The 24,338-nt window shown below is 44.3% G+C and carries 23 protein-coding genes, 1 tRNA gene and 2 pseudogenes; 17 read left to right on the forward strand and 9 right to left on the reverse strand.

What is annotated here, in order from left to right:
• Nucleotides 1–218: 218 nt before the first annotated feature.
• The gene (locus BWI96_RS01655; RefSeq protein WP_106634953.1) at nucleotides 219–437 is read right to left on the reverse strand and encodes a hypothetical protein; all 219 of its coding nucleotides are present in this window, start codon (nucleotides 435–437) and stop codon (nucleotides 219–221) included.
• A 134-nt stretch (nucleotides 438–571) separates the two neighbouring features.
• Here BWI96_RS01655 and BWI96_RS01660 point away from each other — a divergent pair, with 134 nt between their 5' ends.
• The 7 genes from BWI96_RS01660 to estT all read left to right on the forward strand — a co-directional run bounded on the left by BWI96_RS01660 (nucleotide 572) and on the right by estT (nucleotide 7,122).
• Entirely contained in the window at nucleotides 572–964 is a 393-nt protein-coding gene (locus BWI96_RS01660; RefSeq protein WP_157830172.1) for a hypothetical protein, read from the forward strand.
• Between the two features lie 754 nt (nucleotides 965–1,718).
• Nucleotides 1,719–2,111: a VOC family protein gene (locus tag BWI96_RS01665; RefSeq protein ID WP_106634955.1), complete on the forward strand. Its 393-nt coding sequence runs from the start codon at nucleotides 1,719–1,721 to the stop codon at nucleotides 2,109–2,111.
• A gap of 95 nt (nucleotides 2,112–2,206) precedes the next feature.
• Nucleotides 2,207–2,518, forward strand: coding sequence for an isochorismate lyase (locus BWI96_RS01670; protein ID WP_106634956.1), 312 nt, complete (start codon nucleotides 2,207–2,209; stop codon nucleotides 2,516–2,518).
• Nucleotides 2,519–2,915: 397 nt separating this feature from the next.
• Nucleotides 2,916–4,031 carry an AraC family transcriptional regulator gene (locus BWI96_RS01675; RefSeq protein WP_157830173.1) on the forward strand — a complete coding sequence of 372 codons (1,116 nt, stop codon included), beginning with the start codon at nucleotides 2,916–2,918 and terminating at the stop codon, nucleotides 4,029–4,031.
• Nucleotides 4,032–4,141: 110 nt separating this feature from the next.
• Nucleotides 4,142–5,233: a serine hydrolase gene (locus tag BWI96_RS01680; RefSeq protein ID WP_106634958.1), complete on the forward strand. Its 1,092-nt coding sequence runs from the start codon at nucleotides 4,142–4,144 to the stop codon at nucleotides 5,231–5,233.
• Between the two features lie 108 nt (nucleotides 5,234–5,341).
• Complete coding sequence (locus BWI96_RS01685) at nucleotides 5,342–6,145, forward strand: helix-turn-helix domain-containing protein (protein WP_106634959.1); 804 nt, start codon at nucleotides 5,342–5,344, stop codon at nucleotides 6,143–6,145.
• A gap of 122 nt (nucleotides 6,146–6,267) precedes the next feature.
• Nucleotides 6,268–7,122, forward strand: a complete 855-nt coding sequence (estT, locus tag BWI96_RS01690; RefSeq protein WP_106634960.1) for a macrolide hydrolase EstT — start codon at nucleotides 6,268–6,270, stop codon at nucleotides 7,120–7,122.
• A gap of 470 nt (nucleotides 7,123–7,592) precedes the next feature.
• On the opposite strand, the gene BWI96_RS01695 is transcribed toward estT, so the two are convergent.
• A tRNA-Leu gene (locus BWI96_RS01695) sits at nucleotides 7,593–7,676 on the reverse strand.
• Between the two features lie 119 nt (nucleotides 7,677–7,795).
• Nucleotides 7,796–9,034 (reverse strand): ABC transporter permease, encoded by a 1,239-nt coding sequence (locus BWI96_RS01700; RefSeq protein ID WP_106634961.1) that lies wholly within the window; start codon nucleotides 9,032–9,034, stop codon nucleotides 7,796–7,798.
• Nucleotides 9,035–9,154: 120 nt separating this feature from the next.
• Here BWI96_RS01700 and BWI96_RS01705 point away from each other — a divergent pair.
• A pseudogene (locus BWI96_RS01705) lies at nucleotides 9,155–10,416 on the forward strand (asparagine synthetase B).
• Between the two features lie 57 nt (nucleotides 10,417–10,473).
• On the opposite strand, the gene BWI96_RS01710 reads toward BWI96_RS01705, so the two are convergent.
• Nucleotides 10,474–11,454: a DNA/RNA non-specific endonuclease gene (locus BWI96_RS01710; protein ID WP_157830174.1), complete on the reverse strand. Its 981-nt coding sequence runs from the start codon at nucleotides 11,452–11,454 to the stop codon at nucleotides 10,474–10,476.
• 163 nt (nucleotides 11,455–11,617) lie between these two features.
• Between BWI96_RS01710 and BWI96_RS01715 the strand changes: the two genes are divergently transcribed.
• Complete coding sequence (locus BWI96_RS01715; protein WP_106634963.1) at nucleotides 11,618–12,442, forward strand: purine-nucleoside phosphorylase; 825 nt, start codon at nucleotides 11,618–11,620, stop codon at nucleotides 12,440–12,442.
• 69 nt (nucleotides 12,443–12,511) lie between these two features.
• Complete coding sequence (locus tag BWI96_RS01720) at nucleotides 12,512–13,801, forward strand: Gfo/Idh/MocA family protein (RefSeq protein WP_106634964.1); 1,290 nt, start codon at nucleotides 12,512–12,514, stop codon at nucleotides 13,799–13,801.
• Between the two features lie 244 nt (nucleotides 13,802–14,045).
• On the opposite strand, the gene BWI96_RS01725 is transcribed toward BWI96_RS01720, so the two are convergent.
• Nucleotides 14,046–14,366: an enzyme of heme biosynthesis gene (locus BWI96_RS01725; protein ID WP_106634965.1), complete on the reverse strand. Its 321-nt coding sequence runs from the start codon at nucleotides 14,364–14,366 to the stop codon at nucleotides 14,046–14,048.
• A gap of 301 nt (nucleotides 14,367–14,667) precedes the next feature.
• Here BWI96_RS01725 and BWI96_RS01730 point away from each other — a divergent pair, with 301 nt between their 5' ends.
• From BWI96_RS01730 to BWI96_RS01760, 7 genes and pseudogenes are all read left to right on the forward strand, one after another.
• Entirely contained in the window at nucleotides 14,668–15,252 is a 585-nt protein-coding gene (locus BWI96_RS01730) for a bifunctional nuclease family protein (RefSeq protein ID WP_106634966.1), read from the forward strand.
• A gap of 87 nt (nucleotides 15,253–15,339) precedes the next feature.
• On the forward strand, nucleotides 15,340–16,224 hold the full coding sequence (locus BWI96_RS01735) for an ABC transporter permease (RefSeq protein WP_106634967.1): 885 nt from the start codon (nucleotides 15,340–15,342) through the stop codon (nucleotides 16,222–16,224).
• Between the two features lie 53 nt (nucleotides 16,225–16,277).
• Nucleotides 16,278–16,547, forward strand: a complete 270-nt coding sequence (locus BWI96_RS01740; RefSeq protein WP_106634968.1) for a DUF3098 domain-containing protein — start codon at nucleotides 16,278–16,280, stop codon at nucleotides 16,545–16,547.
• Nucleotides 16,548–16,649: 102 nt separating this feature from the next.
• Nucleotides 16,650–17,444, forward strand: coding sequence for an undecaprenyl-diphosphate phosphatase (locus BWI96_RS01745; protein ID WP_106634969.1), 795 nt, complete (start codon nucleotides 16,650–16,652; stop codon nucleotides 17,442–17,444).
• Between the two features lie 9 nt (nucleotides 17,445–17,453).
• Nucleotides 17,454–18,176: a tRNA pseudouridine(55) synthase TruB gene (truB, locus tag BWI96_RS01750; protein ID WP_106634970.1), complete on the forward strand. Its 723-nt coding sequence runs from the start codon at nucleotides 17,454–17,456 to the stop codon at nucleotides 18,174–18,176.
• 4 nt (nucleotides 18,177–18,180) lie between these two features.
• A pseudogene (locus tag BWI96_RS01755) lies at nucleotides 18,181–19,103 on the forward strand (bifunctional riboflavin kinase/FAD synthetase).
• Nucleotides 19,104–19,435: 332 nt separating this feature from the next.
• Nucleotides 19,436–20,863, forward strand: coding sequence for a hypothetical protein (locus BWI96_RS01760; protein ID WP_106634971.1), 1,428 nt, complete (start codon nucleotides 19,436–19,438; stop codon nucleotides 20,861–20,863).
• Between the two features lie 52 nt (nucleotides 20,864–20,915).
• Here BWI96_RS01760 and pheA read toward each other — a convergent pair whose 3' ends face one another.
• Genes pheA through BWI96_RS01780 form a run of 4 tightly spaced genes read right to left on the reverse strand, consistent with a single transcriptional unit; the run spans nucleotide 20,916 to nucleotide 24,252 of the window.
• Nucleotides 20,916–21,992, reverse strand: a complete 1,077-nt coding sequence (gene pheA, locus BWI96_RS01765) for a chorismate mutase (RefSeq protein ID WP_106634972.1) — start codon at nucleotides 21,990–21,992, stop codon at nucleotides 20,916–20,918.
• 35 nt (nucleotides 21,993–22,027) lie between these two features.
• Entirely contained in the window at nucleotides 22,028–22,984 is a 957-nt protein-coding gene (locus BWI96_RS01770; protein WP_106634973.1) for a glycosyltransferase, read from the reverse strand.
• Nucleotides 22,985–23,002: 18 nt separating this feature from the next.
• Entirely contained in the window at nucleotides 23,003–23,515 is a 513-nt protein-coding gene (locus BWI96_RS01775; RefSeq protein ID WP_106634974.1) for a GNAT family N-acetyltransferase, read from the reverse strand.
• Nucleotides 23,512–24,252 (reverse strand): class I SAM-dependent methyltransferase, encoded by a 741-nt coding sequence (locus BWI96_RS01780; RefSeq protein WP_106634975.1) that lies wholly within the window; start codon nucleotides 24,250–24,252, stop codon nucleotides 23,512–23,514. Before BWI96_RS01780 ends, BWI96_RS01775 begins: the two co-directional genes overlap by 4 nt.
• Nucleotides 24,253–24,338 lie beyond the last annotated feature (86 nt).

Below are 24,338 nucleotides of genomic sequence, written 5' to 3' on the forward strand. Positions count from 1 at the left end.
TCGTATGCCATAAATGTAAAGATTAAATCGTGCAGGTTTAAATCTTAAAAATAAAGAAGTTAAATAGATAACAACAAACCATTCGCTCATTAGTATATGCCGGTGTAAGCGAAAGTTTGGCAATAGCTTACCTTTGATTTTTCTAAAATCTATAAAAACTAAATCACCTGATAATAAAGGGCGTTTAAAATTTTACACCCCAGAGAATTGCTTATTACTTACTTCTCAGCAAGAGATCTCTTCTTTCCATACGTCACTGCAACAGCGATGGCACAAGCGACTCCCACATGGCTATAGTTAGGCTGATAGAGAGTCATGGCTTCTTCAAATGGTAATCCTTTCATAACTCGGTAGAGGACTTCGATGGCAAAAACGCAGACGAACATGCCTACTAAGGTAACTAAGAAGACTTTTATAAACTCTTTGTAAGTAGACATAAGCAGACGGTTAAGGGTGGATAGTTTATCTAAGATCGTTCTTCCATGACTAGTAACAAAGAACTTAGGATGAACGGCCTTGCAACCTATAATACAAGTTCAGGGTCTGTATTGAACCAATTAAGTCTATGCCTATGAAATCCCATATCGTATCGGTCATCCTGCTTGCTTTCATCCTCTTCTCCTGCTCGAAAGAGCAAGCAAACGTTCATAAGCGTACATGTGTAGCGGTACGTTATACCATGGAGTACTGCCCAGTTAAAGCTTCTCTGGTGACATTTTTGGAGCCACGCTCGGACCTTCCTCGGCCTGCTCACTTGAGTACTATTTATACCTCTCAGGCAGCAGTACTTAATCTTCCAGATGAATTTAAGAAAACAGACACTGTGTTTTATCTGACCTTTCACTATGATGAAGACCGGGAAAAGAAAGAGAATGCTGAAGCTCCCTATATCTTCTGTCCAGCCCATATAGGAGTTAGTCCAATCATCGTTGGTGAATCAGCCTCCTGGCAGTCTTGCAAGTAAAGGGCGGTAGAGTTACTATTTAACCCTCCCCGGTAGCTAAAAGCGTCTAATCTACCCCCGGGAGTTAGGTGGAAGATTTTCGAAACATGATAGTTCTGACGAAAGCTACGGTTCCTAAAAATGCTCCGATGCTATTGCAAACGGCTGAGATTCGGAATATTTGCCTGTAACTTGATGCGTCTGATACGATCGTTCCAAGAACGGCAATCGCAACAGATGCTAGTGTTGATAACAGTGAAAACCCAACCCATCTAGCTACTAGAATTAAAACCCATCCCTGTTCAATAAGCATAACCTGTGAATCATCTTTAGAGCCCAGGTAAAAGCCAAAGGATAGTAATAGAGTAACTAATGTTGAGGCTATAATCAAGATCCAGGAGAAGTAGGAAAGCCGGAGGTTAATGTCCATAACTTTAGCGAGTATTGAACCAACCATTGAATCTACACAATCCTAGCAAACTAACAGTGGACTATATAGCCAACCCAGTTAGGCAAACCACAAATACCTGATAATCAATAATTTGATTTTCACTCACAACGGGTACTGAAACGTTCGTTATCACGAAAAGCCTCTACAGTGGACTAGATAGCTAACGGTCCGCTCGCTTCGCTCACTGCCAGCAGACTCTTTACAGGTGATTTGGAATATCTATAACGTGGGATTATTCCACCCCTTTTGCATGGATTACCTTTAGATCTTGCAGTGATTAAATACCACCAGTACCAGTATTTAATCACTAGCTTAGCATCTTCTATGAATCAACGCATTGCTCACCTCACCCTAGTAGTCCAAGATTACGATGAGGCGATAGACTTTTATACGACTAAGCTTGGGTTTACTTTGCTGGAAGATACGAAACTTAGCGAAACCAAACGCTGGGTGTTAGTGGCTCCAAAGGGCGATGGGTCGTGTGCTTTATTACTAGCCAAAGCGGATGGGCAAGCTCAGGAAAGCCGGGTTGGCAATCAAACGGGTGGCAGGGTATTTCTCTTCCTCTACACCGACGACTTCGAAAGAGACTATCAGGCGTATCAGCAACAGGGAATCAAGTTTGTTAGATCTCCCAAAGAAGAAACCTACGGAAAAGTAGCCGTATTTGAAGACCTCTATGGCAATCTTTGGGACTTGCTAGAGCCGAAAGCTTAAATGTCTCCAAAAAAGATATTCACAGCTAAATTGCTTCCCTAACAGCCTCAGCTAGTTAATATAACATAACGATTGATTATACAATTAAGAAATACATGGATCATCCCTTTAAGAAGCCAGAAGATTGTCAGGACATGGTTGATATCAGGCAGGCTATTGATGCCCTCGATAAGGAAGTGATTCGTCTATGGGCACAGCGATTTGAATATGTCAAAGCAGCGGCTAAGTTCAAAACCAATGAAACAGCGGTACGTGCCCCTGAACGCTTCACTGCTATGCTAGTTCAACGCCGAGACTGGGCCCAGCAGCAGGGATTAAATCCAGATATAATTGAAGGGCTCTATCGAACCTTAGTCACTCACTTCATTGAGGAAGAAATCAAACATTGGCAGAAACATTCGACTTAATTAAAAACACTTATAAAACAGGATCGGAATAGGCTTTTCCCGGACATGGGCTAGATAGCACTTACTAACGATATAGAGTAGCTAAAATACTGGGAGAAGAACGTTCTTCCAGTACTTACCTACTCATCTATTACAATCGTACGTGGAAACGTATACGTACGATAAATCAAATGGGGATTACCTTAGAAGAAAGTAGATTATACATAAGGATTAGTGAAAAACAGCAACTAACCCTGGGAAAACCGATTTGCGGTGTCACTTCTACATAGATGCTTTTATTTCAAGCCTATACAAATACATTTTTTGTATCTAATTGACCATGAGTCACAATGCCGGATTTTCCCTTTTTGAAGTAATTATTCTCATTGGGATCGCCCAGGGTATCATTATTTCAGCAATGATTACCCTTCGCAAAAGACAACAGTTGAATAAGTTGTTATTGTTAGCAGTGCTGATCACTTTCAATTTATTAGGTGTGAAAATATTGATTCACACTACCGGACTTTGGCACTCTGTATACTTTCGGTACTTCCCACTGGCATTTGAACTGCTCATTCAGCCACTCGTCTGGTTATACATCCATTCCCTGGTTTATGTCCCTTTTAAACTAAACAGAAAGCACTGGCCGCATTTTGTCCCCTTTGCTATTTCAATGGGGTATGCACTTGCTGTATACATGGCAACCTTATCGACCATGGATTTAAATGAAAAAGACGCTATTGCCAATGGCCTTTCGTTTAATCTAGTCAAGCAAATAGAGGAAATTTTAGCCATCTTTTCAGCTATTATCTACTGGTGGATGGGGGCAAGGTTAGTTCATCAGTATCGTCAATGGCTTTTTGATTATACCTCTACTACCGATTATCCCACCTACAATTGGCTTAGAAGGTTATCGCTGCTGTGCTTTATACTGATTGGAATCTGGGGGCTAACTTTCTTGCTGGAAAATTTCTCGATTTTCCAGATACGGCCCTTTGTCTATTTGCAAGTGTTTTTCATTTACCTTTCAAGCCTGGTGTATTACCTTGGTTTTAGGGGTTACATGATTGCAGACAACACGGTTATCCTTGCAAAGCTTTCCCAACAGCAGTTACTTTCATTCCTGCCGGCCCAGCGAAGCGGTCCTGTCTCACCCGTTTCTAATGACCAATCAAGTAAAAAAAATTTACTAAAAGAGCAGATCGAGAAGGTTTTGATAGAGCAAAAATTGTATTTGGATCCCGAGCTTACTATTCAGAAACTGGCGGATGTACTGGGCAGTAGCTCGTCAGTGGTGTCCAAGGTGATTAACCAATCATTTGGCAAGAGCTTTCGAACACTAGTTAATGAATACCGGGTAGAGGCGGTGAAAAGGATGCTGGATACCCCTCAATCACAAAACCTTTCCTTGCTAGGAATCGCATTTGAGTGCGGGTTTAATTCGGAGGCCAGCTTTTACAGGATTTTTAAATCAATCGCCGGGATTTCACCCAAAACCTATGTACAACAAAACAAACACTTCAAACAAGAGTAAGGGTATATCCGTATTCTGAGGTATCGACCCAAGTTAATTACTCTCAAAATATCTTTTGAGGGCCTTATCTAATTATTCGATGGTTGCTTCGCCCAAAACTACAAGCAACTATGAAAAAGAGAGTCAAATCTTTACTTACAGCGACGCTGATCATCCTGGTCTTAACATCCGTATACGCCTGTTTACCACGCGTATGGTACAAGCAGAGCCGCTATGGCAAGCCCCTTTCCACAGCGGGTACATTATCCGCCGCAACCCAAAACCAGCTTTCTCTTTATATACAAGATACTGCCCAGAACGCTCAGGCCGTAGTAGCCATTCAGAAGGAGCGGATCATTCTTGAAGTGGGAGACACCCGGCGGCTGATTAACTGTCACTCAGCCAGAAAAAGCATAATGGATCTATTGATCGGTATTGCGGTTGAAAAAGGTATGCTGCGTCTTGACCAGACTTTGGGAGAACTAGGAATCGATGAAAGCAAAACCCCGCTGACCCACCAGGAGAAAACCGCTACAGTTCGTGATTTGTTAATGGCCAAATCAGGAGTGTATCTGCCAGCCGAAGCCGAGACGGATTTTGCCAAGGCCAACCGACCGAAACGAGATCAATATAAACCTGGAGAGTTTTTCTTTTATAATAATTTTGACTTCAACGTGTTAGGTGCTATTCTCGAAAAGAAAACAGGGCAAACCATTGGCGGGTTTATGGATAAATACCTAGCCCAGCCTCTTGGCCTGCAGGACTTTGCACCATCCAATGTTGTATACGGAAACCCATGGCCCATCCGAAACGACCAATCTGATTACCGGGTGTACTGGATTTTTCTCAGTGCCCGCGATATGGCCCGGATCGGGGCGATGGTATCTCAAAAGGGAGTCTGGATGGGCAAGCCAATCGTTTCGGCTTCCTGGATTGAAGAAAGCTTTCAACCCTATACCCAGACATTGGATAAAAGCATGTGGCCTTTTGATGCCTATGGGTATTTGTGGTGGATTGATAAGGATACTCAAACCTATTGGGCAGACGGTTTTGGGGGACAGTTTCTTTTGGTAGACCCGACACGTGGATTGGCAATCGCCCAACGCAACTTTACAGGCAACTCTCTGTTGAGCTCTGGTTTGTTCTTAATGAAAAAAAGACGCGACGGAAGCCGAAGGCAGTTAATCCATGTGTATGAAATGATTAAACAGCAGTTGGACTAAAATCTATTCGTTATTAGCCAACTTTTTTACCAGAACGGGTTTATCCTAGCAAACTGTTAACAAACTCACCAAGCTATCTTGTTCATGGCCTGCTAAACATCATTGCCCATGCGTTACCTACGCTATCTGCCCTCCCCGAGGCTCCGAGACTACATCCATTTTTTCTGGACACTGGAAAGTAGTGCCCCTCCAACTACCCACTTTTTTCATTGGGCGGTCGCTTCGGGCTCTTCCAAACTGGTCTTTCAGTATCAAGGGACGATGGAACTCGAAAATCCATCGGGTACCTCGCAAATTCTTAAGGGAGCGAGTATACAAGCTCAAACCCAGCGAGCCTATCAGTATGTGACCCCCCAGGCTGTGGGTTTGGTGGGAGTTTACTTTCATCCCGGAGCACTGGGGATGCTGTTAGGAGTTCCCGCCCATGAACTCACGAACCAGCATTTAGCACTTTCTGACTTGTTGGGACAAGTCGGAAAGGATTTGGAAGAAACCATTATCCTCGCCCGATCAAACTCAGAGCGAATCCACCAGCTGACGATGTTTTTTGAGAATAGATTGGCCACTCTGTCGAGTAGCGATCTAGGCGTCCTCCGCTGCATCCAGTCTATTACTTCGAGTAAAGGACAACTCGCCATTCAAGCGTTAGTAGATCAGCATTATCTGTCCCAACGGCAGCTAGAACGACGCTTTAAGACGATAGCCGGGTTTAGCCCCAAGTTATTATCACGCATCATTCGCTTTGAGCATAGCATCAATTTGTTTATGGATCACCCCACTTCGCTGACCCAAACGGCCTACGCGGCTGGCTACTCGGATCAGTCCCATTTTATTCGAGATGTCAACGAGTTTGCTGGCCAACCGCCAATGACTTATTTCAGGCAGGATTGGTCCCTGTTTCGTTCTGAGTAAAATGTCGATTTTATACAAGTAAGGCCATTGCCGATGGGACTACCTTTGTCCACGCAGGTGTACTGCTCAAAAGAGCTGGTTTACCTGGTGCTTCAGCAGATGATACCTATTACCATAAGTCGATGAATGAACGCCTGATTCAACACAAAGATGTGCAGTTATGCACCCAAAGCTTCGGCCAGGTAGGCAGGCCTACCGTTTTACTGATCATGGGTGCCACGGCTTCCATGCTCTGGTGGGATACCTCTTTCTGCCAGCAGCTGGCTCGTAAAGGCTATTTTGTCATTCGCTACGACAACCGGGATGTGGGTCAATCGACCACCTATACCCCGGGGCCTCCTCCCTACCAGTTAGACGATCTAGTGGATGATGCCATGGCCATCATTAACGGTTACGGGCTGGGTCAAGCTCATTTGGTGGGCATGTCCCTGGGCGGATTGATCGCCCAGATGGCAGCACTCAAATACCCGCGACGCGTTAAGTCCCTCACGTTGATCTCCACAGGACCTTGGGGGGACTCTGATCCCACCATTCCGGAAATGGACCAGCGTATCGTTGCTTTTCAGGCTAAGCGAGGAGAGGTAGATTGGACTGATGAGCAGGCCGTGGTCGAGTACATGAGTCAAGGGGCCCACTTGATGAGTGGTAGGAAACCTTTTGATAAAAACAGACACGAACAGCTGATCCGGGCTGAATTCAAGCGGGCAACTAATTACGTGAGTATGTTCAATCATGCATTCCTACAAGGCGGAGAACAATACTATGGACGAGTCTCGGAGATTAAACAGCCGACTTTGCTTATTCATGGAACCGATGATGTCATCTGGTCTTACAAACACACGGATGTATTGCTAGCGGAGCTCGATGATGCACACCGGATAACTTTAGAAGGAACAGGCCATGAACTTCATGCGGCAGATTGGGATAAAATAATCTCTGGCATTGCTGATCACATTAGCTCCGTGGCTAAACCATAAGGCCAAGTCTCAGCATTGACAATTCTGTTGGCACAGGTAAGCTTTGGTACCATCCTTTAAGGTTAGACATTAAAAGAAGTTAAGTTTGATAAGGTTTACTGGTGCTTGAGCATGCTCATTACTAAGCCAATTTGCCCAAGATGGTAGATGTTCATGCTGAATGATGCCATTAATGAGGTAATCAAACGTACGCATCTGATCGTTATATGCTTTGGGCAAACATTCATCCAATTGTTGTTTTAACAATTCAATTAAACGCGACTAATTAGCGGCTAATTGTTCCTGTAAAACAGCCCATCCTAGGCCTTAAAGCTGCTCAAGTGAAGGCCAATCCTGAGTGCTTTGCATGGGGATCTGATACGCATAGTTAGCTACCTTCTATCCTAGCCTTAAAATCTGAGATTATTCAGTAACAAAGCAAAAATCCCTCTTAATATTCTGACAAGCAGACTACTAAGAGGGATGACCAGTACCCAGAGCCGGAGTCGAACCGGCATGCCCGTGAAGGCAATGGTGTTTGAGACCATCGCGTCTACCGATTCCGCCATCTGGGCATTGCGTATCGCGTTTGGGAGTGCAAGTATACAACATTCCTACACGCCTTGGCAAGCTCTTCCCTGAAAAAGTTTTCTACTTCTTCACATTCTCCTGTAAATCAACCTGCTGACTAAACTTATTCATAACGCAATGCATCAATGGGATCAAGCCGGGAGGCTTTCCAGGCGGGGTAAAAGCCCGAAAACAGGCCTACGACGATGCAAACGCTAATCCCAATGCCAAGCCATAACCAAGGAATAATAAAGCTAGCCGTGCCCTGACTGAGCAATTGCGAAACCACATTGCCAAATACCATTGCCAGGATGAGCCCTGCAACGCCTCCCAATACACAAATAACAATGGCTTCGATTAAAAACTGCTGTCGAATGCGACTCGGTGTTGCTCCCAGGGCTTTCCGAATGCCAATTTCCTGAGTTCGCTCGGTTACCGAAACCAGCATAATATTCATCAGAGCAATGCTGGCTCCTAGTAAGGTGATGATGCCGATACCAAAACCGCCATATTTGAGTTTAGAACTGGCTTCTTTGAAGTTTTCCGCCACGGCATCCGCCCGTTCTACCTGAAAAGAATCTTCCTGCGTCGTCGGATCACGGCGGATTTGCCGCATTAAGCCCCGGGCTTCGCCCATTAATAACTCTATCCGATTGAGGCCGGGGACGCTGGTTGTAATGGCAAAAGATAACACGCGGGTACCGGCCAATTGCCGGGCCGTTTCAATGGGTATATAAATTCGGCGGTCGTCTCCTCCACCCGTCAGGTTACCTTTTCGTTCCAGTAAGCCTACCACCCGAAATTTTGTCCCCAGCACCGTAATATCTTTCCCGATGGGTTGGGACGTTCCAAAAAGATTAGTCGCAATTTCGGCCCCCATAATGGCAACATTCGTAGACATCGACACATCATTGGCCGTCAGGTTACGCCCTTCCTGAAGTTTAAAACTTTTCACTGCGAAAAAATTCTCGTCAATTCCCATCACCGTGACGTTGGGATTACTTTTTTTGCTCTCAAACTTGACCTGAGCTGCTCCCGTCACCATCGTAGCAAGAGAAACGGTAGCACCAAAGCCAAATCGTTCTTTGTATTCCTGAGCTTCGCGGTAAAGAATCGCCCCAAAAACCTTCTGTCGGCGACCGCCAATACGAATCCCCATCTGTTCGCCCTGATTAATATCAAACGTATTCGCCCCCAGACCAGCAAAGCTATTATCCATACTGCTTTGAATACCGTCGATGGCCGTCAGAATACCCACCAGGCTACTGATTCCCACGGCAATGATCAAGGAAGTAAGAACCGTACGTAATAAATTCGCCCGGATGGATCGTAATCCTTCGCGGGTATTTTCAAGCAAATTCATAGATTGCTCCTTAATTATCTTTAATTTCTGGTAAATTCATTCTTTCAAGAACCATGATCGGAAGATCGTATATGGTCTAAAGGTCAAAATTCGTTCCTGATTTTGAAAACTACTGCACCAATGAAACGACTAATCGTTCCGTTCATCCTTTTCTGCGTGATTTGCGGTTCCGCTCGGGCCTCGCAAATACTGATTCCGATGGATGAATCCCAGAAAAATCACCTCAAAGCGTATGGTCTGGCGTATTGGGTCCTAAAAAATTACGAAACCGAAGTTGAGTGGTTACTTAATTACCGGGGCGGCAGTTTCATGATCCCCGAAAATCAGAAATTTCAGAATGAGCTAGTTATTCGGGGCATCAGTTATGAAGTCATTTCGGACGGTCAGGCCCAGCAAATTCGTCAGGAGTTGCAACAGCCGGATGTGAACATGGACGTGGTAAAACTTCAGAAAGCTCCGAAAATTGCCGTGTATAGTCCAAAGGTAAATCAGCCCTGGGACGACGCCGTAACACTGGTACTAACCTACGCTGAAATTCCCTACGAAACGGTTTATGATGATGAAGTCATGAGTGGCAAGTTACCCACCTACGACTGGCTACACCTTCACCACGAAGACTTTACCGGACAAATGGGTAAGTTCTGGCAGCACCGAAATTATCCCTATTACCAGGCTCAGAAAAGGAATGGCTTACAGGCAGCGGCTAAATATGGGTTTTCAACCATTCCTGAATTGAAATTTAACGTGGCAAAAAAATTCAGGAATTCGTTTCGGGTGGTGGGTATATGTTCGCCATGTGTAACGCAACGGATACCTATGACGTAGCTCTGGCGGCCAATGGTGTTGATTTCGTAGACCCTTTTTACGACGGAACCCCCGCCGATCCAAACATTAATCAGAAGCTTGATTTCTCTAAAACCTTTGCCTTCAAAGACTTTAAGGTTATCCTTGACCCTTACCAGATTGAATTTTCTACGGTAGACAGCCAGCCCGAAGAACGCCGATTGATCGAGTCTAACGATTACTTTCAGTTGTTTCAATTTTCAGCGAAATGGGATGCCGTTCCTACGATGTTAACCCAGAATCATACCACGACCGTGAAAGGATTTATGGGGCAAACGACGGCTTTCAAAAAGGAATACATTAAGCCGGAAGTATTGATTCTGGGCGAGAATCGTTCAGTGGGCGAAGCTCGCTACATTCACGGAACCTTCGGTAAAGGCTTCTGGACCTTCTACGGCGGTCACGACCCCGAAGATTATCGTCACGAAGTAGGCGAAGAACCGACAGATTTAAACTTACACCCTACCTCACCGGGGTATCGGCTGATTCTTAATAACATTCTTTTCCCCGCCGCGAAAAAGAAGAAAATGAAGACCTAATAAAAAATCCCAGTCGACTATACCGACTGGGATTTTTTATGGTACTAACCTAAGCCGTTAACGTCCCCGGCCAAACCAGGCTTTCACGTCATGCTGAGCTTCAATATTCGTTTGAACGGACTTGGGTAACTTGGCAAAGAAGTCAATTCCGGTTTTCTTTTCAACGTCATCAATTGAAGTCGTAAAATCCTGAAGAACTACGTTCACAAAAGCTTTATTGGCGATAAAGAACGCAATAGCTTCCTGTTTATGAGGATCGTATACGAGTTTGTAGTAGTATTCAGGAACCGCAATTTTCGTACTCTTGCCAATCGTTGGTAATCCTTTTTTCAGAACGGGTCCGGTAACAATAACCAGATCACCCCGTTTTTTGCTCCAGCTTCTTACTTTCTGCTCAATGTTATTCCAGATGCCCGTGTTAAGCTCGTGCAATTGCGGAGACATATTACTCATGTAAAAACTTTCGTCCTTCAATTCCTGATCATAGTTAAAATCACCTGCCGGAGCCAGGTGCCCCCGATCATAACCCGTATTGGTGTAATCATTCGGCAAAGCTGTTTTCGTCTTTACCATTGGATCGGGCTGAAAACTATCGGCTCGCTTAGCATTACCTTTTTTGTTAAGTAACAAATGGACCACCCAGGATGGCTGCTCATATTCTTCCTGATAGTCAAGAATGTATCCTCTGCGTCTGATAATCTGATCATTCTTGTTGTAGGCAGGTAAGTACTCATCTATCGAACCCAGCGTAGAGCTAGTATTTTCCTCTCCGCTTTGTGTACTGCTTTCCTCCCGTACATCCGAAGCTTCCGAGTCATACTCTTCTTTCCTACCCTTTTCACGTTTCGAACCTGTTTCTTTGCTGGTATCCACCGGACGCGTTTCCGGTGGGCGTTTCATGCCCGCTATTTCATACAAATCCCCCTTGATTACCTCAAAAGGATGCGGCTGGTTACAGTAGCGGAGAACCAGTCCGATACCCACTAAAAACAGAATAAAAACGAAGCGATTATTACGCATCCCTCTCGTACGTGCCATTTCAACTAATAAATAACGAATTCTAAAACGGGTGTAAAGATGACTCGTTTTTGTCAAATCAGTTTAGTTTACGGTTGTCGGTTTGCAGTTTTTAGTCAGATTTATTCCGTTTTGTTTCAATTTATTACTCACAATCTATCTTCGTACTTCTGACATCTCTCTTATGACTCCTGAAATCATTCGCGAAACCAGCGAATTCATACAAAATCAGTTACCCGATTTTGAAGCCAAGATCGGTATTATTCTAGGTACGGGCCTTGGGCATCTGGCTCAGGAAATCGAGGTGCTTTGCGAAATTCCTTATCATGTGCTCCCCCATTTCCCGATCTCTACGGTTGAAACGCATTCAGGTAAATTAATACTGGGCACTTTGGGCGGAAAATCCGTTATCTGCTTGCAGGGTCGCTTTCATTATTACGAAGGGTATTCGATGCAGGAAGTTACCTTTCCCATTCGGGTATTGCATTCGCTGGGCGTGAAGTATCTGTTTGTTTCCAACGCCGCCGGGGGTCTCAATCCGGTATTCAACATCAGCGATTTAATGATCATTGAAGACCACGTTGCGTTATTTCTGCCCGAAAGCCCCTTACGCGGCAAAAACCCTGCTTCATTTGGCCCGCGTTTCCCCGACATGAGCCAACCGTATGATCTTGAGTTAATTAATCAGGGAAAAGCTATTCTAAAAGCGTTGGGAGTAACCGTTCATTCGGGTGTATATACCAGCGTTCAGGGACCACAACTGGAGACAAAAGCCGAGTACCGACTCCTTCGTCAGCTCGGCACAGATGCCGTTGGCATGAGTACTGTTCCCGAAGTAATCGTAGCTCATCAGGTGGGCATGAAGGTTTTTGCCTGTTCTGTCATCACGGATTTATGTTTTCCTGAAACGCTGAAAGAAGCCAAATTCGAAGAAATCCTGGCGGCAGCCGCTCAGGCTGAACCTCACTTAACCCAACTCTTTATTCGATTAATCCAACAGATTTCCTGAGGTTTTGTATCTTTCGGTTCCTCTACACGCCTTCGGGTTTCACCGCCCGAAGGCAGACGCTAAACCTCTATGAACCGAAGAACTTTTCTGGAAAGCACTTCCAAGGCTTCCCTGGCCTTTTCCGCCGTCCCTTTGTTATCCTCTTTCGTTCGAACGGAAAAATACAAAACCGCCCTCATTGGCTCAGGCTGGTGGGGCATGAATATCCTACGGTGTGCCGTGCAGGCAGGGCAATCGAAAGTAGTTGCTCTTTGTGACGTGGATACTCGCCAGATCAAGTCCGCTCAGCAGGAACTCCGTAAACTCACCAGCGATCAGCCCAAAGTCTATCGGGATTACCGCGAAATGCTGGCCAAAGAAAAACCTGAAATTGTAATTGTAGCCACGCCCGATCACTGGCATCCGCTTTGCTGCATTGCGGCCATCGAGTCGGGAGCTCATGTATATGTAGAAAAACCCGTTAGTCATACCATCTTGGAAGGTCGGGCGATGGTGAATGCCGCTCGTAAGCATAATCGCGTCGTACAGGTAGGCACGCATCGACGCGTTTCCCCCCATAACACTTCAGGAATGGATTTTCTGAAATCGGGCAAAGCCGGAAAAATTGGCATGGTCCGGGCTTTCGTGCATTACGGCGGTGGTCCAGGAGAGAAAACAACCGCTCAGGAGCCCCCTAAAGAACTCGACTGGAACGCCTGGTGCGGCCCCGCTCCCCTCGCCGAGTACCACCCCAGCATGCATCCGAAAGGCTTTCGTTTATTTCTGGATTATGCCAACGGGCAGCTTGGCGACTGGGGCATTCACTGGCTGGATCAGATTCTGTGGTGGAGTGAAGACCCGCATCCCAAACAGATTTACTCGACGGGCGACAGAGCCATTCGCCAGGACGACACCGACGCCCCGGATCACCAAATTGCGGCCTGGAAGTTTGACGATTTTACGGTTGAATGGGAACACCGGCTTTTTGCGGGGAATGAAGCCGAAAAAGCCAATGTCGGCTGTTACTTCTACGGTACGGAAGGAACCTTTCACATGGGCTGGACGGATGGCTGGACTTTCTATCCGACTAACAAGAACAAATCCATCATTCATCAGGACCCTAAACTGGATTTACCCGATCAGCAAAACATTGCTGCACTCTGGCGTAATTTCCTCGACTGCATTGAAAGCGGACAAAAGCCCATTTGTGATATTGAAATTGGTCAGCGGTCCACGAACATGGCTCTCTTAGGGATGCTTTCGTATAAATTAGGCAGAAGCATTAACTGGGACGGTACGAAAGAACAAATCCTGAATGACGAAGAAGCCACCAAACTTCTCCGACGAGATTATAGGGGAGAATGGCAATATCCGGTCTAAAATAAGGCTTTTACTGATGGGAACTTAAGAAATGAACTATTGCTGGCAGAGAAAAAGCTGGAAAAACTGTTTCTCACTCACAAGCTGAAAGCCCTGCCGCTGCCAGCTTTTCTGCTGGCAGCAATAGCTTATTTGGGGTTTGCTGCCAGCAGAAAAGCTGGCCGGGCCACGCTGGCAGCGGTACTTCCTAATACGGCTGATCCAATGTGTTCACTTGTTTCTTCTATTAACAAACAACTATCCCCTAAAGCTCCCATTCATCCACCCAGCGTTGATAAGCTCCCTTAAGCTCTCGCAGGGCATGGAAATCCTTTGCTTCTTCCGCCTTCTGAATTCCCTGTTCGTAAATCACTCGGGCTTTGTCCTCTTCCTCCTGCTCTGCCCAGAATTGGGCGGCGTGGTAATAGGTGGGTAAGTAGTCTGGGAAATCGCTGATTAGCTTATCAAACCCTTCCCCCGCTTTAGTGGAATCCGTTTTCTGATATTCTAACGTCAGAGCATACCAGTTGAAAGGATCATTGGGTTCTTCCCTACAAAAATCTATTAACAATTCCAGACGGTTCATAACGGGATTTTATGGGCTGATCGCGGAGAAACAGACCCGTATGAGTATTTTTATTTTATTCCATTTGCGAAGATAATCCATAAGCGATTCTCCTTCAAAATGCTGCTTATGTCAGCTTAAAATCATGAGCTGACCCTAATTTTTCTGCCAAAAATGGCATCAGAACAATTGGTATAGTCTTTTCGTTACACTTTTTGTAACTCCTGAAAGGCATTATAAATCGGAATAAGGCAGGTCTGGTTTCCAAAACTCGACGGGTCTTGTTACTTTTGCCTACCTTTCTAAACAGAGGTCGTAACCAGTGGAAAAAATCAAGTTAGAGATTTTAGGTCTTTCCCCGAGTCAATCACAGACCGGGTCATTTGCTCTGATATTGGGTGAAGAGTTTGGTAATCGTCGATTACCCATCATTATTGGCATGTTTGAAGCCCAAGCAATTGCTATCGAAATTGAAAAAATAACCCCGAACCGTCCGATGACGCACGATTTGTTTAAATCGTTTGCTCAGGGTTTTCATTATAAGGTCACTGAAATTGTGATTTCCGATCTGCGGGAAGGGATTTTCTTCGCTCAGATTGTCTGCACGGATGGATTAAAAGAACGCGTAGTTGATGCCCGTCCGTCGGATGCCATCGCCATTGGTCTGCGTTTCAACGTTCCCATTTATACTTTTGAAAACTTACTTTCAGAAGCCGGAATCGTTGCCAATGAAGGAACTTCAAGCGAAAAACCTGAGCCCGCTCCCGTGTCAGCCAGCAAGCCCTTTCCCGATCAGTTGAAAGATAACACAACCGAAGATTTGCATAAAATGCTGGATCAGGCTTTGACGAATGAAGAGTACGAAAAAGCAGCCCAGATTCGCGACGAAATAAGTCGTCGCAATTAGGAGTTACTGTTCGTTAAAAACCCTTAAAAATAGCAAGCGGCTGTTTCTTCCTTCGGGAAACATCTATTTTTGCAAGGATTCGCTCGTATGGCCACAGAAAAACAACGTAAAAAGTATTTACCTAATCTGACTATTACTGTTAGCTTAACCATCGCCCTGTTTATCATTGGCTTGTGTGGTTTATTAACAGTGATGGGCCGGAAATTATCGGAGGTAGTAAAGCAAAATATTGAGGTTCAGGTGTACCTCAACAAAGACCTTACTGCCGAGCAATCCGAGGGAGTTCGTAACCAGATTCTGGCTAAACCATACGTTGCCCGGAAAGAGGGCAAGCCTCAGGTAACCTTTGTTTCCAAGGAAGAGGCTGCGGAAAAGTTTATTAAAGATACGGGCGAAAATTTCAAAGAGTTTCTGGGCGAAAATCCGCTTCGGGATGGCGTCTTTATTAAAATTCAGGAAGATTATTTTTCAGAAAACGGTCTGAAACAAATCAAGCAGGATTTACAACGCATTCCGGGGGTTTTTGAAGCTAGCTACGTAGAGAATTTTGTAGATGAGGTGAACAAAAACATCACTAAAATCTATATTGTGCTTTCGTCCTTCGTAGTTTTATTACTGATTATCATTGTTGTTCTGGTTAATAATACGATTAAACTCGCTCTTTATTCACAGCGGTTTACTATTCGTAGTATGCAGTTGGTTGGAGCCACCAATGGATTCATCCGCAAACCCTTTTTATACCGCGGATTGATTCAGGGCATTGTTAGTGCAATACTCGCCTGCGGGTTATTAGTAGCTATTATCAATCTGGGTTTCAAGTACGTTCCCGAAATTAATGTCCTGCTAGGCGATTGGGAGAAGTTAGGAATCCTGGCCGCTGTCCTGTTGATCATTGGCATGTTTATTGGATTTGTAAGCACGCTTCAGTCCGTAGAACGCTATCTACGCTCATCTGTCGATAAGCTTTACTAGCCTTTTGTTATTAAAGATTTTATACCCGGTTAACGCTCATACATTTAACTATTATGGCAACAGAATTTAAAACCTCAGGCATTTCCAGCCCCTTCGCAACTGGCAATGACGCCTCAGCTCAAGCGAAAGCCATGCCTTTTCAGCGTAGCAACTATTTGTGGATGATCATCGGCGTGGTTACCATCCTGGCAGGCTTTTTCATCATGAGTATGGACAAAGAGGAATTTGGCTTCGGTTTCCTGGGCCTTACCCTCGGTCCTATCGTTGTGGTTGCTGGTTATATCATTGAATTCTACGCCATTTTACAAAAGCCTAAGGCTTAGTTCATACAGGTCTTGTTTGAAGGGTACTGGGAGCATCTCTGCTTCCAGTACTTTCTTTGTTTTATTCCGCCAAATCTACTTCCTATTTAATCAACCTTTTTCATGTCAATTCTACACGCTATTATCTTAGCAATTATTGAAGGCCTTACGGAGTATTTACCCATTTCATCCACCGGCCACATGATTCTTTACTCTTCGTTCGCCGGCATTGCTTCCGATCCTTTCGTCAAACTTTTTACGGTTGCCATTCAGTTCGGAGCGATTCTATCGGTGGTTGTTTTATACTTCAAGCGTTTTTTCCGTTCATTTAATTTTTATATCAAGTTATTCGTCGCTTTTATACCCGCCGCCGTTTTTGGTTTGTTATTCAGCGATATCATCGATAGCCTGTTAGAAAGTGCCATGGGCGTCGCCGTTTCCTTACTGATCGGAGGAATCATTTTACTCTTTGTAGACAAATGGTTTACCAACCCGGTCATTACTGAAGAGAAGGATATTAACTTATGGAATGCCTTCAAAATCGGGATGTTCCAGTGCATAGCTATGATTCCGGGCGTTTCCCGTTCTGGTGCATCTATCGTTGGCGGGATGAGTCAGGGGATCAGCCGTAAAGCAGCAGCGGAATTCTCCTTTTTTCTGGCTGTTCCAACGATGTTTGCGGCCACGGGCAAAAAAATGCTGGATTATTTCATGGACGGAAACACGCTAACGGGCGATCAGATTCAACTGTTTGTCATTGGCAACGTCGTAGCCTTTATTGTAGCCATGATTGCCATTCGTTTCTTTATTAGTTTCCTGACGAAATACGGCTTTAAAGTGTTCGGCTGGTACCGAATTGTGATGGGCATTATCATCATCGCCCTCTTGATGAGTGGCGTTAATATGGAAGTAGTTTAACCCTTGAGTATGGAGCGTGAGGAACAGCAAGTCCAGGCAGCAGATCCCGGAGAAGTCATTATGATAGATAAGCCCCTGGGCTGGACTTCTTTTGCGGTAGTTAAAAAGCTGAAGTGGGCGGCGAAATATAAAAAGATTGGTCATGCAGGTACCCTGGACCCTCTGGCAACGGGGCTGCTGATTTGCTGTACGGGTAAAATGACCAAGCAAATTGAAACGTATCAGGCGGCAGAAAAGGAATACACCGGAACGCTGGTGTTAGGAAAAACCACTCCTTCCGTCGATCTGGAAACGCCTTTTGATGGCGAATATCCGGTAGATCATATTACTCCCGAAGTGATTGAAAAGGCTTTGGCAGAGTTAACCGGAACGATTTTACAAACCCCTCCTATTTTTTCAGCCGTGAAAGTAGAAGGCGTTCGGGCTTATGAACTGGCCCGCAGTGGTCAGGAAGCAGAAATTAAGCCTAAACAAATTACTATTACCGCTTTTGAACTCGATCAAAGCCGTTTTCCTGAACTGGATTTCCGGATTGTCTGTTCCAAAGGCACTTATATCCGTAGTTTAGTTCGCGATTTCGGGTTGCTCTGCCAGTCAGGAGCTTATATGAAAAGCCTTCGTCGGACGCGTATTGGTGAATTCCACATTGATGACGCGATTTCTCTGGAAGATTTCGTAGAAACACACCGCCCCGGCAGTGTGCTTTACGAACCCCGAATCAGACCCCTTTAAATTTATGCAAGTATACCATGGTATAGAGGAATTCAGGAGACTTCCCAACGCAGTTGTCACCAGTGGAACTTTCGACGGTGTACACTTAGGCCATCAGAAAATCTTAAATCGATTAATCGAATCAGCCAGGCAGTCCAATGGTGAGTCGGTGGTGATTACCTTCTGGCCTCATCCGCGGATTGTGGTTTCCGCGGATAGTGCGGACCTAAAATTACTCAATACGCTCGATGAAAAAATAGAGTATCTCCAGGCTTCTGGTATTGATCACTTGCTGGTTATTCCTTTCAATCGTGATTTTTCTTTATTAACCTCTGACGAGTTTATCCGAAAGATCCTGATTGATACCATTGGTACCAAGCGTCTGGTAATTGGTTACGATCATCGTTTTGGACGAAACCGGGAAGGTGGGTTCGATTACCTTCAGGCCCATTCGCACGAATATGGTTTTGAAGTGGAAGAAATCCCCCGGCAGGATGTTGAACATCTGGCCGTAAGTTCAACCCGAATCCGGCAATCCTTACTGACCGGAGATGTGACGACAGCGGCGGCCTTTCTAGGTCGATCATATACGCTGAGTGGAACGGTCGTTAAAGGTCGGCAACTGGGTCGCAGTTGGGTTACCCTACTGCCAATCTGGAATTACCCGAATCCTATAAGCTTGTTCCTGCCGATGGAGTGTATGCCGTTCGGGTGAAGTGGAAGAGCAACTGGTATGGGGGAATGTTGAGTATCGGAACCAACCCTACTGTTGACGGTACGATCCGTACCATTGAAGTCAATATTTTCGATTTCGATAAGGAAATTTACGGAGAAAAACTCACGCTGGAATTTGTCATCTGGCTTCGCGGGCAAATTAAATACAACGGCCTTGAACCCTTAATAGCCCAGATTGGACAGGATAAAATTGATTCATTAAAGTTCTTATAAATCAACAAAGGATGGGTAATGCTCATCCTTTGTTCGTAACTATAGTAACATAAACGTATAAAATAATAGAGTTTTTAACTCACGAAGAGTCAATTTAGCATTCTAGATATTCTCTTATATTTGGCTGGACTTTTTATTACACCACCTTCCATGCCAATCATTTATACTTTTTACGGAAAAATTATTATTATACTACTTCTTGTAGCTTTTACCCCTTATGTCTGGGTTAAGTATAGGTCGGAAGCTTCCTTAAAACAAAAGGATTTATCTACATTTTTCTTGCCATTACTTTAACATTACGGCTTTTAAATATTCAGAATATTGAGGGAGATGTGGATACAAGTACCTGGCTTTCGAGTGCTATTTCCATCAATTATTATCCAGATAAACTTTGGAAGATTCTGAATTATACGGACTCACGTCCGCTTACTGTTCTACCGATCCTAATTCCCAGTTGGTTAGGTATTAACTTAAGTTACGCTCTGACCAATGTGGTTACTATTCTCTGCTGGTTAGGAATCATTTTCTATTTCTATAAATCCATTGCTCTCTTTATTGATGCTAAACGGGCTCTACTGATTACCTGGACGCTTTGTCTTTTTATTAGTACTACCTGGTCTCTCCAGCATACGGCCTATAACTCAGAACATATCAGCATTTTTTTCATAACACTGGCGACCTACCTATATGTTAAGTTTGAAAAAACGGGACAGACCTCTGGTTTTCAGATCTTTACTTTAGGAATTATTCTGGGAAGCTTGATCTATGCGAAGTTTCAAAACGCTCCAATGGGTTTGGTCATTGCTGCTTTCGCGATGCTATTAACCCTTCGTTTAAAAAACTATACATTCTTAGCTTTACTGATTTTAGGAGGAATTCTTCCTACATTATTAATCAATCTGGTCTTTATTTATTATCATAAACTCTCAGACTTCTGGATAAATTATTTCTGGAATTATCTATTGTATTCTTACTCGACTCAATTTCAATCCCTACCAACCATCGAAAGGTTTAATCCAATTCGAATTGGTAAATTCATTCTGAATGTAAAATCCTCTAGAATTTATTTCTTTGCCTTGATACCTTTGACTATTCTAGGAGTTTCATATACTTTATTCCGGAGCAGAATAACCAGTTCTTTTGAAAAAATTAATGGTTATTTTTCGGTACTTATGGTGGCTACCAGTCTGTATGCCATTGGTCAATCAGGTAACCTATTTTCTCATTATATCCTCTATCTATTTATTCCTGTTTTATACTGTATTGCTGCATTTATTCCTTATTCCAATCGAAAAATTAGTTATGCGTCCATCCTTCTTTTAGTACTAGTTTCATTGATTCAGGCTATCTACAACGTCTTTACTATACCGCCTGAAAGTAGCTCTGATAAAGTTGCTTATGAAACGCAAATTGTCGATAAAATCAGGCAACATTCCACCGATAAAGATAACATCGTAATTTGGGGTTGGGTAGACCGCTGGTACGTGCAGTCTAATCGAGCCTGTGGGTATCGGATGCCTCACAGTCACCATTTATTTATGAAGTCGGATCTTTACGCTCACCGTATAGCTAACTTTATTGGCGATATGGAGGAAAATAAGCCGGAGATTTTTATTGATACGATGGAATCCACCTATCCCATGGCTAAAGGACTAGGTAAGGCCCATGAATATTATGCCGAAGTGAAAGCCTATGTAGGATCAAAATACCACTTAATTTCAACCATAGATCAGGTTAGAATTTTCAAACGTAATCCATAGAAAAAGGCCTTCAGTAATGCTGAAGGCCTTTTTCATTTAGCTATTTTTCCGTTTAGTCTACCAGCTTTACGTAGCTTCCAAGCCACTTCACTTCAGACTTTAACTGGCGAAAAATTTTCTGCACTTTATCGTCTTTCACGTGTCCTTCAAATTCCATTAAAAACCAGAATCCGAAACGATCGCCCTGACGGCTGGGGTGACTGGCTAATTTAGTCAGGTTAATGTCGTATAACTCAAACTCACGCAGGCAACGCGAAAGTGTACCGGGCTTATCCGAATCTGGGAACTGGACAATTACCGTCGTTTTGTCATTACCGGAAGGCACGGTTTCAAACTCTTTCGCCAAAATCAGGAAACGAGTTCGGTTAACGATGGAATCCTGAATGTTATTAAACAAAACAGGAACCCCAAAAATTTTACCCGCAATGGCCGAGCAAATGGCAGCAGCGTTAGGATCCTCAGAAGCCAGTTTTGCTGCTTTGGATGTTGATTCTACCGGAATAATTTCTACTGAATAATTTCCAAAGTAATCATCCAGGAAACGCTTACATTGACGGAAACCGATGTCCTTGGAGTAAATGCGTTGAATTTCGCTCAGCTTTTCTGCCTTCGTTACAAAAGCAAAATGAATGGGCGTTACGATTTCCGCTGCAATTCGAATATTCTTCTCGTTGAGGTTATCAACCGTTTCAAATACTAAACCCTCCTGATTATTCTCGATGGGAACGACTCCAAATTTCGCCCTTCCCGTTTCAACCGACTCGAACACTGAACGGATAGTTGGCAAGGCATCATACTCACTCATGGCTCCAAAACGCGACTCAGCGGCTTGGTGCGTAAAGCTACCTTCCGGTCCCAGATAGGCTACACGCTCGGGCAACTCGATGTTACGGGCAACGGCAAAAATTTCCTGGAAAATCGCTTCAATAGCATCCTTCTGTAATAAGCCTTCGGATTGGTGGCTTAAACGATCTACAATTGATTTCTCACGTTCAGGGCGATAGATCAGTGCTTGCGAAGAGCGTTTCAGTTCACCTACCTGCTGAACTACATTCATCCGCGAGTTCATCAAAGCAAGCAACTGATTATCAATAGAATCTATCTGATTTCTTAATTCATCTAAAGTCACAACAGGGAGGAGTTTATGTCGATAGGCTGCTGTTCTTACTTCAGGCCTCTTAATTTTCGTGTAAAATTAAGTTGTTTTTGCGTGAGTATCTTTTCTTTTAACAAAGTTCCCCAGGGTCTTTTGTAGTTCTCGGGGTCATACTTCATGGCGCGCATGGTGTACTTCAACCGATCCCAGAATTTTTGCTCAAATTCAACAGTGTCGGGTAATAGCCAGTAAAATTCGGCCATCGTCCGTTTGAAACGATCCGTAAACTGATACCCCGTTTCCCGATCCAGATGCTCATACATATTAATGCGATTCAGCAGAAAATGGGCTTGCCAGCGGTGATCGGTGTTGCTCTGACCTCCGGCATGCTTGCGATACACCGACATTACCTCGTCCATATATCCCGCAGGACCACGCTGAGTCATCAGAATATTCAAAGGAATATCACCGCTTTTCGACTGGGGCATCCAGGCTGGTAACTTGGGCAAGAAAGACTTACGCAGTACAATACTTGCCGTGGCCATAAACCAGGTTTCTTTATTACCAATCAGATCATCGACCGTAACGACTTTCTTTTGGGTATGGTCGTTAATCAGATATGAAGGAGCACTGTTATCCTGGTAACGAGCTTCTGCATTATGAAAGCACATGGAGAAATCAGGATGCTGATCCATAAAATCAACCTGCTTTTGCAGTTTCAATGGATCAATCCAAAAATCATCTCCTTCGCACAGAGCCAGATACTCGCCCTGACAGGCATCGTAGGTGTCAATGAAGTTGTAAATAGCTCCCCGATTGACTTGATTCAACAACAGTCGAATCTTATCGGGATACCGTTGCTGGTATTCTCTCAATACTTCCTGAGTATTGTCTTTGGAAGCATCATCGCCCACCACAATTTCAAATTCAAAATTGGTTTGCTGGGCAAGAAAACTCTCCAGAGCCTCGGCGATGAAAGGCCCGTGGTTATAAGTAATGCAATAAACGCTAAGCTTTGGCTTCATAATTTTTAAAGAATAGCATCAGGCGATCTGATACTCATCGCGAAGAAGACTCATTCCCATAACATCGACAAACTGTCCGTTTTTGAAAAGAGACTTGCGATAAATGCCCTCCCGTTGAAAACCGATGGATTCGTACAGGCGAATGGCCCGTTCGTTATCGGTTAGCACAGTCAGGTAAATGCGGTGAAGGTTTAAGTCAAGAAAGCCGTGTTTCAGAATAGCCTGCGTAGCCTGACGGCCCAGCCCTTTCGACTGGTGATTCTTTTCACCAATCATAATGCTGTATTCCGCCTGCTGATTCATCCGATCAATCTGGGTAAGCTGAACCGTGCCCACTAATGTGCCTTCATCCAGAATGGCTAGCCGCACGGCTTCGTTTCGGTGTTGCTGGTAATAAGCAAACCAGTTCCGGTCGGCTTCGAGGCCAATGTACCGAAACTGGTTTGTTAAGTACTGCATCACTTCCGGGTCGTTCCGCCATTGATTAATAACGGGAACGTCTTCAGTTATGATTTCTCTTACTTGAATCATGCTTTGTTTTCTGCAACAACGTATACACTACTGCACAAATCGGGATATACCTGACCTAACTGATAGCATCCTTCCATGTACTTATCGTCGATGATACCCGCTTCCAGAGCTTTGTCTAACTGGAAGTTAGCCAGGCCTTTGAAGAAAATACCCCCACGGTGTACTACGCTTAATCCCGCTTCCAGCACATCTTTTTCCAGCGTATCCAACGAGTATGTAATGCGGTGACCGTGTTTGATGTCAGCAGGAGTCAGAGCTGCATTGTGTGTCAGGAAGCCCATTTTAACGGCAATCTGACGTGAACCAGCATTAGCATTAGGTACAATCAGGTATAACCGTCCCGTTGGTGTCAGGAAGTTTTTAACCCTTGACATGATTTCAACGGGGTTAATGAGGTGTTCCAGTACGTGCATGATAAAGATGGCGTCGTACTTTTCATCAGATTCAAACGTTTCGAACAGCCCGTTAATAAATTTCACTTTATCGCCTACCCGACCCCGAGTAATATTCAGGAATTCTTCTGCTGCGTCAACAACCGTCAGGTCTTCGAAACGCTTGGAAAGAATGGTCGTAAACTCCCCATACATGCAACCCATTTCCAGTGCTTTTCCTTCACGCATGAACGGCTCAAGCGTCCGCATCATATAATGACGCATCCGACGGTCAAACTCATAATCGTCGTAATCGGCAGTGATTTTATTAAGGTTGTCATATTCAGCCTGAAGCGTCTGATCCATAATCTTGGTTGAATTTGTTTAAATGATAAACCCCTCCCGGCTTTCAAACCGGGAAGGGGAGAGTATATAATTTCAGAATAAATTAT

It is taken from the genome of Siphonobacter sp. SORGH_AS_0500, from assembly GCF_002838835.1.
Classification (GTDB): domain Bacteria; phylum Bacteroidota; class Bacteroidia; order Cytophagales; family Spirosomataceae; genus Siphonobacter.

Bases quoted from the DNA above. Each gene is read 5' to 3' on its own strand.
- BWI96_RS01655 (WP_106634953.1), bottom strand. From the start codon at position 437: ATGTCTACTTACAAAGAGTTTATAAAAGTCTTCTTAGTTACCTTAGTA.
- BWI96_RS01660 (WP_157830172.1), top strand. From the start codon at position 572: ATGAAATCCCATATCGTATCGGTCATCCTGCTTGCTTTCATCCTCTTC.
- BWI96_RS01665 (WP_106634955.1), top strand. From the start codon at position 1,719: ATGAATCAACGCATTGCTCACCTCACCCTAGTAGTCCAAGATTACGAT.
- BWI96_RS01670 (WP_106634956.1), top strand. From the start codon at position 2,207: ATGGATCATCCCTTTAAGAAGCCAGAAGATTGTCAGGACATGGTTGAT.
- BWI96_RS01675 (WP_157830173.1), top strand. From the start codon at position 2,916: ATGATTACCCTTCGCAAAAGACAACAGTTGAATAAGTTGTTATTGTTA.
- BWI96_RS01680 (WP_106634958.1), top strand. From the start codon at position 4,142: ATGAAAAAGAGAGTCAAATCTTTACTTACAGCGACGCTGATCATCCTG.
- BWI96_RS01685 (WP_106634959.1), top strand. From the start codon at position 5,342: ATGCGTTACCTACGCTATCTGCCCTCCCCGAGGCTCCGAGACTACATC.
- estT (WP_106634960.1), top strand. From the start codon at position 6,268: ATGAATGAACGCCTGATTCAACACAAAGATGTGCAGTTATGCACCCAA.
- BWI96_RS01700 (WP_106634961.1), bottom strand. From the start codon at position 9,034: ATGAATTTGCTTGAAAATACCCGCGAAGGATTACGATCCATCCGGGCG.
- BWI96_RS01710 (WP_157830174.1), bottom strand. From the start codon at position 11,454: ATGGCACGTACGAGAGGGATGCGTAATAATCGCTTCGTTTTTATTCTG.
- BWI96_RS01715 (WP_106634963.1), top strand. From the start codon at position 11,618: ATGACTCCTGAAATCATTCGCGAAACCAGCGAATTCATACAAAATCAG.
- BWI96_RS01720 (WP_106634964.1), top strand. From the start codon at position 12,512: ATGAACCGAAGAACTTTTCTGGAAAGCACTTCCAAGGCTTCCCTGGCC.
- BWI96_RS01725 (WP_106634965.1), bottom strand. From the start codon at position 14,366: ATGAACCGTCTGGAATTGTTAATAGATTTTTGTAGGGAAGAACCCAAT.
- BWI96_RS01735 (WP_106634967.1), top strand. From the start codon at position 15,340: ATGGCCACAGAAAAACAACGTAAAAAGTATTTACCTAATCTGACTATT.
- BWI96_RS01740 (WP_106634968.1), top strand. From the start codon at position 16,278: ATGGCAACAGAATTTAAAACCTCAGGCATTTCCAGCCCCTTCGCAACT.
- BWI96_RS01745 (WP_106634969.1), top strand. From the start codon at position 16,650: ATGTCAATTCTACACGCTATTATCTTAGCAATTATTGAAGGCCTTACG.
- truB (WP_106634970.1), top strand. From the start codon at position 17,454: ATGGAGCGTGAGGAACAGCAAGTCCAGGCAGCAGATCCCGGAGAAGTC.
- BWI96_RS01770 (WP_106634973.1), bottom strand. From the start codon at position 22,984: ATGAAGCCAAAGCTTAGCGTTTATTGCATTACTTATAACCACGGGCCT.
- BWI96_RS01775 (WP_106634974.1), bottom strand. From the start codon at position 23,515: ATGATTCAAGTAAGAGAAATCATAACTGAAGACGTTCCCGTTATTAAT.
- BWI96_RS01780 (WP_106634975.1), bottom strand. From the start codon at position 24,252: ATGGATCAGACGCTTCAGGCTGAATATGACAACCTTAATAAAATCACT.